The sequence below is a fragment of the Pseudoalteromonas sp. DY56-GL79 genome, from assembly GCF_041414765.1.
GTDB lineage: Bacteria > Pseudomonadota > Gammaproteobacteria > Enterobacterales > Alteromonadaceae > Pseudoalteromonas > Pseudoalteromonas piscicida.
On record NZ_JANHZS010000021.1, the window covers coordinates 80517 to 99932 of the forward strand.

5 protein-coding genes are annotated in these 19416 nt (G+C 45.1%); 1 reads left to right on the forward strand and 4 read right to left on the reverse strand.

Features of this window, described 5'->3' with window-relative positions:
- Positions 1-120: 120 nt before the first annotated feature.
- The gene (locus NO992_RS15960; protein ID WP_371378871.1) at positions 121-4737 is read right to left on the reverse strand and encodes an amino acid adenylation domain-containing protein; all 4617 of its coding nucleotides are present in this window, start codon (positions 4735-4737) and stop codon (positions 121-123) included.
- A 194-nt stretch (positions 4738-4931) separates the two neighbouring features.
- Between NO992_RS15960 and NO992_RS15965 the strand changes: the two genes are divergently transcribed.
- A complete protein-coding gene (locus NO992_RS15965) occupies positions 4932-7097 on the forward strand; it encodes a TonB-dependent siderophore receptor (RefSeq protein ID WP_371378874.1) in 2166 nt (721 codons plus the stop codon).
- Between the two features lie 65 nt (positions 7098-7162).
- Here NO992_RS15965 and NO992_RS15970 read toward each other — a convergent pair whose 3' ends face one another.
- From NO992_RS15970 to NO992_RS15980, 3 genes are all read right to left on the reverse strand, one after another.
- Complete coding sequence (locus NO992_RS15970; RefSeq protein WP_371378877.1) at positions 7163-9583, reverse strand: penicillin acylase family protein; 2421 nt, start codon at positions 9581-9583, stop codon at positions 7163-7165.
- Positions 9584-9707: 124 nt separating this feature from the next.
- Positions 9708-14099 (reverse strand): SDR family NAD(P)-dependent oxidoreductase, encoded by a 4392-nt coding sequence (locus tag NO992_RS15975; protein WP_371378882.1) that lies wholly within the window; start codon positions 14097-14099, stop codon positions 9708-9710.
- Between the two features lie 3 nt (positions 14100-14102).
- Positions 14103-19328 (reverse strand): amino acid adenylation domain-containing protein, encoded by a 5226-nt coding sequence (locus tag NO992_RS15980; protein ID WP_371378885.1) that lies wholly within the window; start codon positions 19326-19328, stop codon positions 14103-14105.
- Between the last annotated feature and the right edge of the window lie 88 nt (positions 19329-19416).

The following is a 19416-nucleotide window of genomic DNA, read 5'->3' on the forward strand; positions in this document are numbered from 1 at the left end:
AGTTGACACCGCGAGGCGGCCAAAGTATCAGTAAGACGGTATAGCGCTATTGAAATTTACTTTTCATTTTAAAAGCCAAGCCTACCCTCTTGGCTTTCATCGTTATCGCTCAGTAATCACTTACCGCGATTTAAATTTGGCAAACTTGTTGAGCTTTGCCCTATTGTTTGTAGCAGATGATATAGAACGATAGAGCTCGCTAATCACCGTATTCGGCTTTGCTGTGAGAGATAATAGAAGCAGACTCCATTGCTCCAGCCAAGCCGCCATAGCGGGTTGATCATAAAGCGCTTTTCGATATAACCAAGTACATTCAATTTCGTCATTAGGGGTAACAAATAACGCATTGGCAAACTTGCTGTACTTAGGCAAATCAATATCGGCGGGGGAAAATGAGACACCCTTCACTTGCCAACTTGGCTTTGGCGCATTTTGCATTACAAATAGTTGCTGTAGGATCGGTGCATTGAACTGGTTTCTGGGTGGATTCACTTGCTTAATTATTTCATCTAAGCTCATCAATTGATGTTCCACCGTCACAGCTAACGCATGGTGTACTTCTTTCAGTACTTCTTCCATGGTGGCGGCTGAAGATAGCTGGGTTCTAACAGGGAGAACTTTCACAAAATAACCTATGATAGCTTCCAACTCTGGTATTTCTCTGCCAGCGAGATCAGTCCCGATCACTAAGTCCTGTTGTTTGGTCACAAATTGTAAGAACAATAAGTACGCGGTCATCATTACCGAGTTTAGAGAAACATTCTGTGCTTTGGCAAACGCCCTAAGCTGCTCACTTTGCTCAACAGATAACACCAATCGCACTTCTTCTCCCAGATCGCTAGCCTGCTCAGATAAAGGCTTATGCGCAGGAAATAACGAAAGCGCAGGTGCATCACGTAATGTATTGCGCCAGTAGCTTTGTTGCTTTGTTGCTTCTTCACTTAGTAAGCGCCGCTGTTGCCAATACGCAAAATCAGCATAGTCATAGGGAATTTCAGCCCCCTTCACTTGACTAGTATCACCATAAAATTGACTCAATGATTCAATAAAAATCGCAATGGACCAACCGTCAGAAATAATATGATGCATATTCACCAGCAAACGTAGATGGTCTGGCGCAAGCCAAACGGCCTTAACTTTAATAAGGGGAAGTGCTGCAAGGTCGAATTGGTGCGCGGACAGTTGCTGTTGTTGTTCTGCGAGCGCATGCGTTTTTGCACGCTCAGTCAATGCAATTAAATCCTGTTGTTCAATCACAATATGATTGTGAGCAACGGTCACTAGCCTAATTTCACCATCTATTTCTTCAAACCGCGTCCGCAGCGCAGATTGTTGCTCAACTAACTTATCTAATGCGTATTGTAATTTGTCTATATCCAAGTGGCCGCGTAAATCAACACCGCCAAACATGTTGTAACTCATGGCTTGGCCCTTGTTTGCTGCAAGCTGATGCGCAACCCATAAACTTCTTTGCCCTGGCGACACTACAACAGGGAAATCCTTTGGCCTTTTCTCGAGCGCTGTAATAGTCCCTTGTTCCAATTCAATCGCCTCGGCAAACTGTGACAGTACAGGGCTGAGCAACAGCGTTTTAAGCGCTATGCTATAGCCAAGCGCTTGATTGAGCGCAGCGATAAAGCGCAGTGCAATAATGGAATCTCCGCCTAGTTTAAAAAAGCTATCGTGTCGACTTACTTGATCAAGACCAAGCTGGGCTTGCCATAACCCAGCAACCAATTGCTCTACTGCTCCTTGTGGTGCAACAAAGTTGATGTCAGCTTGAATGTCCACTTTAGGTAGTGCCGCTTTATCTACTTTGCCATTCACCGTAAGTGGTAAGTGATCTAAAGCGATAATGGTGGATGGCAACATGTATTGAGGTAGCTGCTTTGCTAATTGAGAAAGTACTGCTTGCTCGTCAATTTCACTGGCCACAACATACCCGATAATACGTGAGGAATTTGCGCTTGCATCAACTATTACGGTTGCTTCATCGATGTTTTGCAAAGCGCAAAGCTGCGCTTCTATTTCTGCAAGCTCTATACGATAACCACGAATTTTTACCTGATTATCACTGCGTCCAAGATATAACAAAGTCCCATCCGCTTCATAGCGCACGATATCTCCTGTGCGATATAAACGGCTACCATCATCACGAAATGGGTTCGCAATAAAGCGTTCAGCGGTCAGATCAGCACGTCCAACATAACCTTGAGCAAGCCCTGCCCCTGCAATGTAAAGCTCCCCAACCGCGTTGGCGGGACAATGATTTAGATACTTATCCAGCACAAATAGCTCGGTATTGTTTAGCGCATTAGAGATAGGCTGAACGGTATAATCTGTACACGACTTGGGCGTCACCGTATATGCCGAGCACCCTACCACCGTTTCTGTCGGGCCATACTCATTAATGAATCGGCTATTGATTAGCTGGCGGCGAAGCTTACTCACAGTACCAGACATCAACTTATCACCACCTATAACAAAACAATGATGGCACGAAGAAATGATGTCACGGCCAAGGCTTAATAGCCCATCAAGGTGCGCAGGTGTGAGTTTAAATAAGGTATCTGCAGTTGCTTGTTGAATGCTATCTGCAACATGATTGAGCAGTGCGTCATCTTGATTTATCAGCTGCACGCTTTTACCCGCGTAGATAGGCACCAGTAAGCTTGTGATCGTTGCATCAAAAGACAAGGTCGAGCTCACTACTGCACGCTGACAATCATGCATATAACGCGAGCTTGCATCTGCTAAGTAGTTGTTTAGTCCTGCTAAGGTGACAGCTACTCCTTTTGGTAATCCCGTAGAGCCCGATGTATAGAGCACGTAAGCAAGTTGTTTGCCATCACGTGATGGCAACACCAGCTCTGTGATCGATTTAGTCATTAGTTGCCGATAACTCAATTGCTCACAGCTTATCTCTGGTATGGCTTCAACGTCGCTCACCACCAGTGCAAGTTGACTATTCTCAACAAGATACTGCTGTCGTGATATAGGCAATGAAGCATCAATGGGGACGTACGCCATTCCTGCTTTTAAGATACCAAAAATACACACTAATGGTGCGATATCACGGGACATTCTCAACCCCACTAAGCTTTGTGGTTTGAGGCCTTGAGCTTGCAGTATTGCAGCAACTTTATCACTATGTTGCACCAGTTCTTTGTAGGTGAGTGCCCCTGATGCACCTGAAACCGCTATCGCTTCTGGCTGCCGATTACCATATCGCTGCAGCTGAATAAGCAAATCATCAGGCGCTTGAACACGCGGACCACTTGGCAATCGACTCACAACATCACCTTGCCATAAACTTGCCTGTGTCACGGGCACCTCAGCTGATGCACTAAGGTGAGTAAGCGCAGACAAAAATGCAGTTTGCAATTGCGTGATAAAACACGCTTGATATAGCTCCTTAGCGTAATAAAAGTGGCACTGAACGCCCTCACCTTGAATATCAATAATGTCTAAATGCAAATCAAACGGCATAGTAAAGCGATGCGCTTGGGTATGGGTTAACGCGATATTATTTAGCTTTTTGGCACTTTGTTTATCACGACGTAAATAGTTAAACATCACCTGAAAGAGCGGATGTGTGCCATTGACTCGCTCGACAGCTAGCGCGTCGATAAGCTGTTCAAATGGTAAATCTTGATTAGATTGCGCGAAGTGATGATGATCTTTTGCTTGCGCTATCAGTGTCGCAAAGCTATCGCTATCTTGAATTCGTAGGGCGCTGACTTGAGTATTGACAAAAAAACCGATCACCCCCAACGTTTCGGCTAAATGTCGGTTTGCAACGGGTACGCCGACTAACACATCCTGTTGACCACTATAACGTTGTAGTGTCATTTGGAAGACTGTAAGCATCACCAGATAAGGCGTCGTACCAAAGCGCTCTGCTGCTGTGCTAACCGTCTCAGCCACGCTTTGTGATAAAGTGATACTATGAGTCGCCATTGTATAGGTGTCTAACCGCCTTGCTGACTCCGTTGCCGGTAAGGTGATTGCTTCTATCCCCTTTGGTAACCGTGCTACCCAGTTATGTTTTTGCTGTTCGAGTTTCGCGCTATTTTCTTGCTTGGATTGCCACAAAGCATAATCAATATAGTCGACTTTTTTCTCAATTGACGGCCCCTTATTAAGGGCAATCAATTGATACACATCTACAAACTCATCAAACAAGATTTGCATTGAAGTACCGTCGGTAATGATATGATGCATGACAATTAACAGTTCGCAACGCTTACCTTGTGTGATCAATACCACACGTAGTAACGGGTCCGACAACAAGTCAAATGGCCGCATTGCTTGCGTAAGCGCCTCAGTGATCAATTCTTGGCTTGATTGCGCTTGCGACAGCGCAACAAATTCAAACGTCAGTTGGGGATTTTGCTGCTGAAAAACACCTTCAAGCGTTTCAGTAAATTGGATTTGTAATGCACCATGTCGAGCCTGCAGTACCGCAAAGCTTTGTTTCACCAACTCAGCGTCTAACTGTCCATCGAAATACAAAGAGCCCGCCAAATTATAAGCTTTATCATTCGGTGCAATTCTCCAAGCATACCAAAGCCTTTGCTGTGCGGCTGTTAACGGCGCTTTAGCCTGCAATTCAGAGCGGCTCGGTAAACTCATTTGAGTTGTATTTGCCCTTTGTTTTATCAAGTCATTTAGCTGTTGGGCTGATGTCGAGTGTAGCCTAGATTTTCGTTGGCGTTTTCTCGTTGGTGCTTCCACTTTCGGTCTCCAGTTTAGGACAATGCAACTGCCACTTTTACTTGGCAAGTAGACGAGTGAAAAAATGAAAAAAACAGTCGCAAATAAAAATGATTCCTTTTACTAAATTTTTGTTTCGACTTTTCGTCCTTGGGGAAGCGCACTCAGTGCGCTCAATTATTGCCAAAATAACAAAATCAGGAATGGAAAAACCCATGCGAAGCAAAGCTCATCAATCAACAGCATTAACGCTCATGCTGTCACTGGTATACTTCTCTCCAAACGTTCAGGCCAACACTGAAAAAAATAGTAACAACATTGAGCGGATCGATGTTGTGGGCCAGCCCATTAAACGCAACTCAGGCCCTACTGGCCTAGATCTTAGTATCAAGGAAACACCTCAATCGGTTACTGTGCTAAGTCACCAGTACATGGATGACTTTGAACTAGACGATTTGGAAGATGTGCTGGTTCAAACAACGGGTATCTCTCGTTATAAGTTTGGAGCCGGTGATAATACCGAGTTTACTTCTCGCGGCTATTTAATTAATGCACTTGTTAAAGACGGCCTACCGACTTCTATCGCAGGCCCGCAGGAAAGTCGTCTAGATACCATAGTCTATGATCGTGTTGAAGTGCTCAGAGGTGCGGCTGGCTTAATGGCGGGAGCAGGACAACCCTCAGCGACATTGAATGTTATTACCAAACAACCCGATCGCGATGGCTTCGTTGAAGTCGGCGCGGAATTTGGTTCTTGGAATAAAGTTCGCACACACGTTGACGCCACAGGCGCTCTTAGCGATGATAAAGCGCTCGCAGGCCGTATTATTCTCGCGTATGAAGACAAAGATAGTTACGTAGACAAAGAGAACAGCAATAAAATCGTTGCTTACACTCAGCTACATCATTACTTTTCTGAAGATACCGAAGCGTCATTTACCGTACACTATCAAGATAATGAGCTAAAACTATCACCATGGGGACTGCCAATTTTTTATTCTGATGGTTCTTCTGTTGAGGTAGATAAAAAAACCAACCTCTCTTCTCCGGATAGTTACAATGGTAATACCCATCAAAGTTATCACTTCAAGCTTTCTCATCAAATCAACTTAGACTGGGAACTGAACTTTGGTGCACAGTACAGCAAAACAGAAGCTGACATTACTATGACCTATTTTAGTGGCAATCCAGATAAAGAAACCGGACTTGGTTTGCAAGGTGGTGATCGCCGCTGGATTGAAACCGTTGATGGTACCAACTTTATTTTAGGCTTGGTTGGCCGATTTGAGCTGTTTGACCGCGCTCATCAAGTGAATGTAACTTATCTAAACGCTGACTTTGAGTCTACTGATGATCGTTATGAAGAGTTAGATGAAAATGCCAGAACTATCTTCTATCCGCTGCAATCCATCAATAATAACCTTCATCCAGCATCACATTTAACCGCTACGGACAAGCAATTTATTGGTTATTGGGATAAGACAACTAAAGAGCAAAGCTTAGCGATTAGTAGTAAGCTCTTGCTAACCGATGATTTACATGCCATTGCGGGTATCAAGTTTTTCGATTACGAGCGCACCAATGAGCGAGATTTCGCTTGGAGTGGATTCTCTAGCGATAAGGGTGACGAAACAGGGGAAAGCTTATACCTAGGCCTCGTCTATGACATCAATGAACAGGTCAGTACGTATGTGAGCTATACCGATGCGTATGAGCCTCAGCTAGACAAAGTCGACGTCAACTTAAAGCAACTTACTCCTATTACTGCACGCAATGTCGAAGTCGGGTTTAAAGCAAACTTAGTTGATAACCACTTACGCTTAAACATGGCTTACTTTGACAGCTTGAAGGAAGACTTTGGCGTTGTGATTCCAGAATATGCCGATCAGCGACCTGCAAGATATCGTCCGGTAGATGGTGCCGAAGCGGATGGCTTTGAAATCGAACTGGATGCCAACATTACAGAAGATTGGCAGGTCAATATTGGCTACAGTGACTTTGATGTGGTTGATGAAAACGGTGAAGACATCAACTTATACGCACCAAGACAAACGCTTAACGTTAGCACTAAATATACTTATGACGCGTGGAGCTTCGGCTTAAATGCAACATGGGATACAGACCGAAAAGTAGATATTTTAAATGTGCCAGGTGTTGATCTTGGCCTCCCTGCAGGTGGTCGTCACGGGGCAGTACGCGCAGAGCAAGACAGTCAAACGCTAGTAAATGCTCATATCAAGTACGATCATTCAAAACAGTTAAGCTTTAAATTGAGTGTCAGCAACCTCACGGATGAAACGTTTTACGATACCTATGGATTCGTTCCTAAAAAGTATAGTGAACCTCGTGCATATAACTTAAGCATGAAGTATCGTTTCTAATATAACAGCTATATATTGAAACATAAAAAGGGGCTGCAAAGCCCCTCTTTATGATCAGTGTATTATCACTGTTTTATGATTTGCGTAGAAACGCGTTTTGCCGCAATTTCAGCTTTGCTAAAAGGCAGTGCTACCAGCTTATTTTGCTCACTATAGAATTGTGTTTGGTCATTCGCATTGAGCGAGTTTGGATGCTGTGATTGAGAGTAAGTTAACAAGCCTCTCGCCTTCACCCCTGACTCATCAAAGTCAACAACCATCATCCAACTTGAACCAAAGTGCAACTCATAGCCTCGTTGCGATAACCCACTCCACAGCGGTCTATCGTTGTACGGTGTCATCACTGACGGCGTTGCAACCGGAGCAAATGTCGTTTGATCGAGGCGATTTTGCGTAGCGAACACGTTAAGTCCACCTTCAACATTCATATTTCCCTGCCAAGCAAAGCGCTTCCCGTGCTGTTCAAAAAACTGTATATCACCAAGCGGCGCATCCAGCGCAAAGCCTGCATGGCGAACAATTTCTCCTGCAATGGCTAGTTCTTTAAAAAGCGCTTCATTGATGCGGATATTTCGTGGGGTATTTACTGGATCCTGCGGGTTGAAACTAACCTCGAAGTCTTCTCGGTCATTGACTCTTGCGACAAACTCCCTCACCAAATGTGCAGCCAATGAAGACTGCTCAAAACGCCCGTCCCACTTTTTAAGAGCTTGGCATGTCGGGGCTAATGCAAAAATTTGACCATTGACTGTAACCTCTTTGGTTTGCCAGCTTTGCTCGCACGCTGCAATGACAGTATCAATAATCGGGGAGATTTGTGCGGTATTGGCTAACAGAATTGCGGTGACTTCATCAGCATCAAATTTTTGCTCGTCACCAATTGGATGACTTATTTGCGCCAAAGAATACCTCGTTCTACGACTTTGTAAAACACTGTGCTGACCATAAAGAGGGGAAACTTCAGCGATAGGGGCACTAGCATTTGCAAGCCAATATGAATCATTGGCATTTTGCACATAGTCCTTACGTTCAAGCTTAGGTTTTTCTGCATATGGTACACTTTGCTGATAATAATAAGCGGAATCATCACCGGGAAGCACTGGTACCCTAAACTTTTCAAAATACTGTTTTGCCAACACATTCTCATTCAAATAGCGAAGCGCTGTTGATGATAAATGCGGTACATTGGCAGCATCAATATAAAATGCGTGTCCATCTTTATCTGTATAAATCGCGTTATTGAACATTAAGCCATTATGATCTTTAAAGCTTTGTTGAAATTCCTGCAAAGTTTGCGCTTTATTTATCGCAAGCCAATGATCGATAGCAGAAAAATTATCTAAATTCGTATTTTTTAAAATATACGCGTGCTGCTCTGTCCAATCTAATACACCTGGGATTTCAATCAGCACCCCGCCCTCAGCTTTATATACAGGCTTATGTAAAGATTGCATCTCACCCGACGCACTCAATACCTCGACAACGATGTCCTTTTCCACTATCCGTTTAGATTCACCATCTAGCACATAACCAAGTGGGGTTGTGTTATCCAATGTTAAACGGTAAATCACACTTTGTGCCGATGCTGAGTAAGTATGGCTCCACGCAATATTATGATTGAAGCCAATATTCACTACCGCAGGAAAGCCCAGCAATGATGCTCCCATCACATCTAGTTCGCCAGGGATATTGGCGTGATAGGCCCAAAAACGCATCTGTCCTGTCATGGGAAAATGCGGATTCGCCATTAGTATCCCTTTACCATCATCACTAAAATCGGCACCGATAGCCCAAGCATTTGAGCCTTGTGTCATAAGCTTGTTGCCGTCAGGGACTGCAGCTAACGGTGAGGTTAGCTTTAGAGGTTCTGATGCACTGGGCAGCCAAGCATTACCTTGCTCAGGGTGTGCTTGCAAAATTGCGGTAGTAAACTGACCAAGACTCGCGCCGCTTCCCGCAGCGGCAATGTTAGCAAGTACATCAACGGCCGTTATGGGCTGTACCCAGCTTTCACCTTGGCAAGTTGGTGCTAACCTTGCCTTACCTTGTTGCACTTCGGTGAGATACAAATTAAAACCAGCAGCAAACCCTTCTGCAGCAGCTTGAGTATCTTTAGATAACGTCGGAAAAGCGAGCTTAGCCTGCCCATAAATATCAGCAATTTTATATAGGTAATCAGACATTACATGGCGGTTATCACCAGCTTGATAGTGATCCGGTCCAAAATACTTAGCACGTTCTCCTCGAACCCTTAGATAGCTATCGGCAAGCACACAGCCATGATCTTGCGCTTGAGCATACCCAGAACCAAAAGCTAATGAACGTAAGTTGCTGGCTTTAACATGGGCAATACCAAATTCGGTGCGGGTGATTTTGGCTTTTAGATTCGAAGCGTGTTTTATATTACTTTGTGCTGCCGAATGGTCAGCCTGACAAGCCAATGGACCAAATAATAGCAAAGGGATGAGCAGTATATTGGAATTCATAATTATCCTTTTTTATAAGTGCTGTTTAAAAATCAAATCATTCATTAACGAATAGGGTAAGTAAGGCGGACTTAAGTAAGAGGTGAAGCAAATACAAAAAACGGGTGATAGCCACCCGTTTTAATTATTGATTTTCTATCTCTGTGAGCAGCGCTTCTTCAATAAGAAACGCTAGGTTATCGATAGTTGGGTCTTCGAAGAATGCAGCTGGAGCTATCTCAACAGCGAAGGCCTGCTTAGCCTTCGCTATCATTTGTATCGCAATAAGTGAATCACCACCGAGTGTAAAGAAGCTGTCAAAAATACCCACTTCACTATAGCCAAGTGACTCACTCCATAGTGTTGCAAGACGTTGTTCAAGCTCACTTTCTGGCGCTTCAAATTCAACATCCATAACAGGGCGAGATTTTCCTTGTTGCACGGTGTTAGTGCTAGGATTGGCAATCACTGCTGTAGAGAGTAACTCTTGCAACTTAGCTTCTCGTTGTGCCCAGCTCATTGCTGCAGCGTAGAGATGTGGCAAGTCGGCAGAGATAGCTTGCATAAATAGCGTAGCACCTTGTTCACGATTGAGCCCTAAGCCACTCGCCACTTGTTGCCCGGCAGCCATACCTATGTTATCCCATCCATCCCAATTGATTGTACATACTGGGAATGGTAAAGATTGATGAGGCAGCGCATCTAGATACGCATTTGCAGCACAATAGTCACCTTGCCCAAAGGCGCCAAGCACTGAGGCAAGCGACGAGCAAAAAATCATTTTCGCTAGTTGATGATGCGCGAATGCCTGTAATAGATTATTGGCACCAGATACTTTTGCAGCTAAGGTTTCAGATACTTGCTGCGGGCTTAACTGAGATAGCACACCACCTCCGGCTAAGCCGGCTGCATGAACAACGTGACTGATATGACCGAGCTGCGCTTCGGCTTGGGCTATGGCACAGGTTAATGCTGCCAAGTCTGTTACATCCCCTTGCAACACCATCAGATCTGGTGCGAGTGATTTTAACTCGTTCAACTGAGTAAATAATGCCTGCTCTTTTGAGTTTTCGTTATTAACAGCGAGTTCAGGCCATTGTTGCGCAGTGGGTATAACTCGGCGGCTCAACAGCGCGATTTTATGTCCTTGCTGCGCCAGTTTATTCGCGAGAATAAGCGCCACACCTCCTAGCCCCCCTGTAATAAAGGTAACCGGGTTATCAGAGCCCGATACTGTTGTTACCACCTCAGGTACTACTTGCTGTGACAAGCTAAAAGCATTTCTACCACGCACGGCAATCTCTAAGCTGCTTTTCTGTGCTAAGTTTTTCAGTATTGTTGAAACCAAGGTTTTAGTGTTCGTTAATGACTCTACCTCAGCGACTTCAACCACCTGTACAAACAACTCAGGGACTTCATGACACAAGGCTCTAGTTGCACCTAAAATCGTCGCTTTTGATGGTGATACCGCTTCATTGCCTAACACAGAGAAAAGCCCAGTAGCAACTAAACTTACCCCTATTTTATGTTCCGAAGCCCATTGCAATAGCGCCAAGTGGCTAGTAAACGCTAGGGTATCTGCCCCAAGTAACCTTAAATCAACGACTCGAACAATATCACCAAATTGCGACATAATGGTCTCAAACGTTTCGATTTGCTGAGTATCACCGCGATAAACCTGCTCTTGTTGCTGAACAAAAGCATTACCATGCCAAAGCTGTAGTATGGAAACTTGTTCTACATTCAATGCCTCCATTAAGGCTTCACATAATGGGCTATCATCACAAACGACCAGCCATCGCTGACCATTCAAAGGGGCGCTTGGCGCAAGGTTTTGCATCGCCTGTTGCCACACTGGAACTAATAGCTCAGGCTCAGATATTTGTGCGTCAGTCACAGTATCATGATTGCTATGTGCCGCTTGCCAGAAACTTGTGGTTGCAAATGCATACTCTGGTGCAAGCATCTTTTGCCCATGCGGATATTTCGTAACTTTGTGCCAATCAACACGCTGACCGCACTGCCATAATATAGCAAGGGTTTTCGCAAACGGGGGCACGCTGGACTTTAGGTCTCTTACATGGGCAATTGAGTGTAGGACTAGTACTCTCTCACCGAGATTTTGACTACTCAGTTTTTGTAAGGTATCGCCGGGGCCTGCTTCGATTAATACTTGGCATGTTTGTGCCAGTGTTTGAATTCCTTTAGCAAAATCAACTGGCTGACGGATATGATCAAGCCAATATTGTACTGAGGTTGCTTGGCTATCTGTGATCCATTCCCCAGTGATATTAGAAACAAAAGGAATTTTCGGCGCTTTTAGCTCAATCTTTGCAAACGCCTGTGCAAAAACTGCTAATACAGGCTCAGTTAGATGACTATGAAATGCGTGTGCGACGTGTAAACGGGTACAACTGACTTGCCTCTCTTTTAATTCACCTTGCAGCATTTTAATTGCCGCTTTGGTTCCTGCCACTACCGTATTTTGCGGGCTGTTATAGGCTGCAATATCCAATTCAGCATTGAGGAAAGGTGCAATAGTATTGGCATCTGCCATAACAGAAAGCATCGCGCCTTCTGCCATTTGCTGTAACGCTTCCCCCCTTGCAACAACGAGATGAATGGCATCATCTACAGACATTACCTCCGCTAAACAAGCCGCAACATATTCACCAATACTGTGACCTAACATCGCATAGACTTGTACTCCATGCGCTTGATAGCATTTAGCCATAGCATAAGCCACAACAAACAATGCAGGTTGCGTTACCCTAGTTTGATTTAAGAGTTGATTGGTCGCCAATATTTGCTCATCGGAGGGGAAAAATACCGCTTCTAGTTCTGCACGTAATTTACTTGGGAAACGTGCTAGTACGTCATCGAAGTGAGTCTTAAATTCTGTAACATGACGATATAAAGGCTGTGCCATCGTCACATACTGTGAGCCCTGCCCTGAAAACAACAAGCCTACCTGCTCAGCTTTCTTCACTATCTCATCGGCATATTCACGATTTAACAACTCGATTGCCTGCGCTTCATCTTTTGCGACAATGGCCTGATTTGCAGGCAACCTACGCTTTTTATGCTGTAGCTGTGCAGCTATAAGCGTCAATTGCTGTGGGTTCTGCGTTATGGCTTTTGCAAGTTGTTGACGCTGTTTAGCTAAACTAGCTGTATTAGCCGCTGAAATAGGTAAAATGTGCCATGCGTCGGGGGCGCTTGCGACCTTTTCAGTTACAGGTAAATACTCCTCCAAAATAACATGTGCGTTGGTCCCCCCCATTCCCAGCGAGCTGACCGCAGCACGGCGAGGACCATCACAATCCCATGTTTGCGCATGCTGCGGTAAATAAAACGGACTATTTTCGAAATCAATTTTACTATTTTGAGGCGAGCTATGAATGCTCGGCGGGATCTCTTTGTGGCGCAAGGCTTGAATAGCTTTAATTAAACCAGTCACACCAGCCGCTGAATCTAAATGACCAATGTTTGCTTTAATTGAGCCAAGAGCACAATATTGCTTTTCAGTGTGCTGATAAACTTGTGATAGTGCTGCTACTTCAATTGGGTCGCCAAGCTTTGTGCCGGTACCATGGCTCTCAATGTAGCCGATGGATCGCGGCTCGACATCTGCAAACTCCAAAGCGGCACGTATCGCATTAGCCTGTCCCGTGACGCTTGGCGCGGTATAGCCAACCTTGTCTCTGCCATCATTATTAATCGCAGATCCCTTAATCACCGCTAAAATGTGATCGCCATCTTCTATCGCTTCTTCCACACGTTTTAATACCACAGCAGCAGTGCCACTGCCAATTAAAATACCATCGGCGTGTTCGCTAAATGCACTCAACTTACCACTGGATGATAAGCTGCCACCAGCTGGCGCAAGATATCCTTGTTCGTCGAGTAAATTGAGCCACACACCACCTGCAAGGGCTGCATCACACTCATAGTTCTGCAACGCTCGACAGGCCATGTGTACGGCGACTAAAGAGGTTGAGCAAGCCGTTTGCACCGTTACCGCAGGTCCAGTTAAATCAAGTTCGTAACTAATGCGAGTAGCCAGCGCGTCTTTCTCATTGCCATTGGTGAGCGCTAAGAGGCTAGTGATGTCATTGTCTTGCTGCTGCGGCAATAAATGTTTAAGTAAGTATGCTGGCACACCACAACCGGCAAATACGCCTGTGAACTGGCCACTCGCTGGTAAGCCTGCATGCTCCAAAGCGTGCCAACACGTTTGCAGAAATAGGCGCTGTTGAGGATCTAATTGTGTTGCTTCTTTTGGCGTATAGCCAAAAAACTCCGCATCGAACTGAGCTTTGTTTGCAAATGGGATGGACGCGTTGACATAATCAGGGTGGCTGCGCTGTGCTTCATTTACCCCCGCAGCCGTCAGCTGTTCTTCTGTCAAAGTATCAATAGCGCAATGACCACTGCGAACGTTTTGCCACAATGCTTCAACGTTATCGGCATCAGGAAAGCGTCCAGCCATTCCCACCACTGCAATATCTAAAGGATTAAATGTTTGCTCTGTCATTAGTTACACTTCTCTTGATTTACGCTTCTTGGCAGCAAAGGCGCTCATAGCTTGCTTTTGTTTTTTATTATTTGACGTTGGCAGTGATGTGGTTTGCGCACTGACAGTTGTCGTCAAATAACTCGCTAAGCTGGCAATACTTGGGTACTGGAATAGATCCGTTAATGATAATGATGGATGATCAGGCTTGAGTTCATCATATATCGCCATCAGTAACAGGGAGTGACCACCTAAGTCGAAAAAGTTTTGTTCTATCGCAATGGAGTCTCGTTGTAGGTGGCGAGCAAATACTTTGATTAACTGCTGCTCTAACTCAGTTGCGCTTGATTTAGGCACTTCACTGCTCTGCATCACTTTGATATCCGGCAGTTTATGACGCTCTAATTTGCCACTTTCAGAAAGAGGAAGTTTATCTAACACCAAAATCGCATCAGGGATCATATAATGAGGTAATTGCAGCTGTAACGCTTGTTTCAATTCAACTTCGGTTACACCATCAGCCTCAACATAAGCGACTAAACTTGCTGAGTTTTGCGCATCCCTCAGCTGTACCACTGCATGTTTAACTTTAGGTAGGTTGCAAAGTTGTGCTTCAACTTCTGATAACTCAACTCTAAATCCTCTTATTTTCACCTGGTGGTCTTGACGACCTATGTATTCCAGCTGCTCTCCCTGCCAACGCACCAAGTCGCCAGTAGCGTACATACGAGCGCCATCTTGGCTAAATGGATCAGCAATAAACTTACACGCTGTCAATCCTCGTTGCTGCCAATAACCTCTCGCTAAAATATCACCACCAACGTACAACTCACCTGCTTCACCTTGTGGCACTAACTGCAATGCACTATCTAACACATACAGCTGTCGCCCTTGGATAGCATTACCAATCGGTACATTGGCAGATGGCTCAAGTGCAGTGCAATCAAATACACTTGCTTCTACAACAATCTCTGTAGGCCCATAAGTATTAAGCAATTTGACATGACCTAACCCTGCAGCTCGCCAATCAGCGACGCCAGTTGTCGACATTGCTTCGCCACCTGAATGCACCTGACGAAGATCAGGAAGCGCCAGCGCACCATGATGTTTAGCTTGTTGCGCCCACGAAGCTGCGATTGTACGCCAGTAAGCCGCACTTAAGTCCATGACAGTAATTCGATGTCGCTGCGCTTGGGTATAAAGCGTTTGCGCATCCCATAATGCATCTTCTCGAAGTACTAAGGTCGCCCCCACAGTCCAAGTTGGGAACACTTGCTCCACGAAAGCATCAAAGTTTGCAGTCGCAAATTGCAACACCACATCCTTTGCAGTTAACGCCATAAAGTCGATTGCTGACGTAATATATTTTGCCAACGCCCCATGCTCTATCGCTATTCCCTTAGGTGTTCCAGTAGAGCCAGAGGTATAATTTAGATACGCCACAGCAAAATGATTAATACCACCAACATCCTTTATTTCATCCGCCAGTCCTGAGGTGTTGAATAACTCTGCAGGTGTAAAAACATCGCCCTGCCATACCAAGTTAGTTGAAACATCTTCACTAATAAGTTTGCAACAGTTGGCATCTTTTAGCATGAATGCTAATTTGGCGTCAGGGAAATTGGCATCCAATGGTAAATAACCCGCACCAGCAAGCAGACATCCTAGGGTACAGGCCAGCATGTCAGGCGTTCGAGGTAACAGGATCCCCACCACGCTTTCCGCTCCAACGCCCGCAGCGGAAAGTTTCTGTGCAACACTAGATGCGCGTTGCCACAGCCAGCTATAACTATAATCTTCATTGCGATAAATAATGGCAGTTGCTTCAGCGCTTACATTCGCATGCTGCGCGATTTGCGAAAGCCAGTCGATTTTTTCTTCAGTGCTCGCTTTGCCCTTCCCAAGCGCTAATAATGCGTCTTCTTGTGTCACCATCACTAACTCTGCAATCGCTTCGTTAGGGTGTCGAACTGCCTGCTGTAGCAGGGTGAGCCAGCTTTGCATAAAGTTTTGCATCTGCGCTTTTGAGAACAGACTACCGTTATACTGCAGCTCTAAATCAAGATGGCCTTCATTAAATAGTCTAGAATCTAAGCTAAAGTCAAACTGTACTTCTTGATTGAGCGCTTCCACAGTACTTGCTTGCACAGATGCACTTTCACACCAAGGGTTTGCTTGATACTCAACATGGTTAAGCATAAATTGGAATAACGGATTGTGCCCGAGCTTGCGATCTGGGTTTAACAACTCGACTAGTTTTTCGAATGGATAATCTTGATACTGTTGCGCCTCTAGCGCCCGCTGTTTTACCTGAGCTATCACGTCACCGAACGTCATGGCAGGGTTAATATCTGCGCTAAGCACTTGCGTATTAACAAAAAAGCCTAACATTTCTTGAGTCGAGGCACTGCGTCTATTTGCAACCGGAACACCAACTCGTGGCTTTGACTTACCATATAAACGATAAAACGTGACCTGCAAAGATGCTAACAACAACATGTACAAACTTGCACTTTGCTGATGTGAAAAGGCTTGGAGTTGCTGAACTTGGCGATAATCTAATTGCTCGCATAACAATCTAGACTGTAACCCTTGCTGCGTATTTTCACGCTGCGTAGTGATAAGTTCCTCATCCCCATCACCTGATAGCTGTGCTAGCCAGTAAGTCTGTTGCTGTTTTGCATCCGCACTCTCGAGCCAATCTTGCTGCCATTGAGCAAAGTCACCGTACTGCAGTAAATTCGGCTCTATATTTACTTCAGTACCTTTTTCAAGCGCATGATATATATCAGCTATTTGCTTTATCAACAGCTCGAAGGACCATGCATCCCCCACAATGTGATGCATCGCTACCAATAAAGTAAACTGGCGCGGCGCAACCTCCACCAGTGCAACCCTGAAACAGTCTCCCTCCATAAGGGCAAAGGGAGTTTGATACCACTTTGCAATCCAACTGGATTGGTGCTCCTGAGATAAATGTGACATATCTTCAACACACCAGTTCAATGGACGAGATGACGCAGTCTGTCGCCATTGCCCACTTTCACTTTTCATAAATTGCTGTCTCAAGATTGGATGGCGGGCAAACACCACACGGCAAGCCTGCTCTACATGCTCAATTGACACTGAGCCTAATAAAGTGGTTTTTGCCCCAATATGATAGGCGTTGCTCTCAGGCTGCAGTTGCCATAAAAACAGTTGCCTTTGCTGTTGGGCGCTCAAAGGATGATCTATTTGATGCGTTGGGAGTAACTGGAGCCTGTTCGTGTTCTGCGCCTTACTGTGTTTAACAAGCTCGCAAAAATCACCAAATTCAGGGGCATTAAATAAACAAGTCGTCTCCAGCTGACAATCAAACTGTGTTTGAACCAACGCAATTAAACGTACCGCTTTTAGTGAATTCCCGCCTAAAGAAAAAAAGTTAGCTCGGTTATTTGTCACAGGATAGTTGAGTACCTGCTGCCACGACTTAGCGATCGCTTGTTCAAAATCAGACCATGCCTCTACCGTGCATGCTACTTGCCCAAGATTGCGCAACGCTTCGCTATCAAAAGCACCATATGGCACCAACTGCGCTCTTTGATATAACTTAAGACAAGCGCTACGCTGCAATTTTCCGCTAGATGTTTTCGGCAATGTGCCCTGTTCAAGCAGTAGTACGAGTTCGGGACTGTAGCCGAATTGCGTGCTGATAAAGTTTCTTACTACTTCAGCAGTGAGCTCCGCCGCAACAGTGTTTCGATAGCTGTTCGTGGTCTCGATAGCAAGGCCAATCCCTTCTCCAGTTTCCGCGCTTGGAACAGGAAATGCTGACACTCGACCTTTACGCACAAAGCTCAATTCAGCTTCAATCACTCTTTCGATATCTTGGGGATAAACATTGTGGCCATTCATGATGATCAAATCTTTTTCTCTTCCTGAGATAAAGAGTTGACCATCAAAGATGTAGCCTACATCACCTGTTCTTAACCAACGCTTGCCATCTCGCTCGATAAAGGTGGCCCGTGTCGCTTCTTCGTTTTGCCAATATCCTACTGCGATACTGGGACCTGCAGTCCATATTTCTCCAATCAAACCATCTGCAAGTTGCTGATGAGTTTGTGGATCGCTAATACGTAAGAAATGCTCACTGGCGACGATACCGCAGCCGACTTGATGGCGGTAATGTTCTGTATTTCTCCAGTCCTGACTTGGAACCGACTTTGCAATACCTGCGGCTAATTTAGCGCTATCAAATGCCGTCACATACGCGCCTTGATTGGCGTGACTGCCAGTCACCATCAATGTTCCTTCAGCGAGGCCGTAGCATGGGTAAATAGCCTGCTTGTTTAAACCACAAGCGGAGAAGCGCTCAGCAAAGTCAATGAGTGTATCGTGTCTGATAGGTTCAGCCCCAGAGTATGCAACTCGCCAATGACTCAGATCGAGCTCTTCTAGCACTTTTTCCTTTACTCTCTCCAAACACAATCGAAATGAAAAGTCAGGGCCTCCAGAGATAGTCCCCTTGTACTGACTTAGTAGTTGCAACCACCTTACAGGCCTTTCCATAAAGTAACGAGGAGAAGTCAATACCAGAGGAAACCCCATAAATAAAGGTTGTAGTAAGCCTCCAATTAACCCCATATCATGAAATAGCGGCAACCAGCTAACCATAACATCGCTGCTCGTCGTCTCCATCCGCTCGCTAATCGCTCGCTCATTCGCAATTAGGTTCTCATGACTAACCATCACCCCTTTAGGTGTTGCTGTTGAACCTGATGTGTACTGCAAAAATGCAATGTCATTTGGCGCTGTATTGGCACGTTGAGCTGGTATATTTATCTCCTGCAACTCATCAACACTTAACATGGACGCACCAGAAGTTTGTTCGGTCAGAGCTTGCACCGTCTCACTGAAACGGGCAGTGGTAAGAATTAAAGTCGCACTGGCGTCTTTGGCGATCCCTATGGTTCTCGCGAGATGTTGTGGCTTCGTCGATTCAGGAGGAAAGCTAGGAATAGCAGTGATCCCACAATACTGACAGGCTAAAAAGCTGGCAACGTACTCAATACCAGTTTCCATCAAAATCAGGGCTCTATCCCCTGGTTTTGCATACTGTTGAAAATGACTGGCAACAAGCATCACTTTTTCAAGTAGCGTTTGATAAGTCCACTGCGTAGTCAATTTGCGTTCAACACAGACCAGCGCAAGTTGATTCGGCTGGGTTTCAGCATGATGTATAAGATGGTCAGTTATTGTAATGGCGGACATAGTTTACTCCGTAAATCACCGACGTTTGAATGGTATCCAGCCACGTTCTAACGCCTGCTAACGAAAAATCGGATAAATAGGCCGATCT

What these genes read in the sequence shown, in the direction of transcription:
- NO992_RS15980 (WP_371378885.1), bottom strand. Translation starts at nt 19,328, where the DNA reads ATGTCCGCCATTACAATAACTGACCATCTTATACATCATGCTGAAACC.
- NO992_RS15970 (WP_371378877.1), bottom strand. Translation starts at nt 9,583, where the DNA reads ATGAATTCCAATATACTGCTCATCCCTTTGCTATTATTTGGTCCATTG.
- NO992_RS15965 (WP_371378874.1), top strand. Translation starts at nt 4,932, where the DNA reads ATGCGAAGCAAAGCTCATCAATCAACAGCATTAACGCTCATGCTGTCA.
- NO992_RS15975 (WP_371378882.1), bottom strand. Translation starts at nt 14,099, where the DNA reads ATGACAGAGCAAACATTTAATCCTTTAGATATTGCAGTGGTGGGAATG.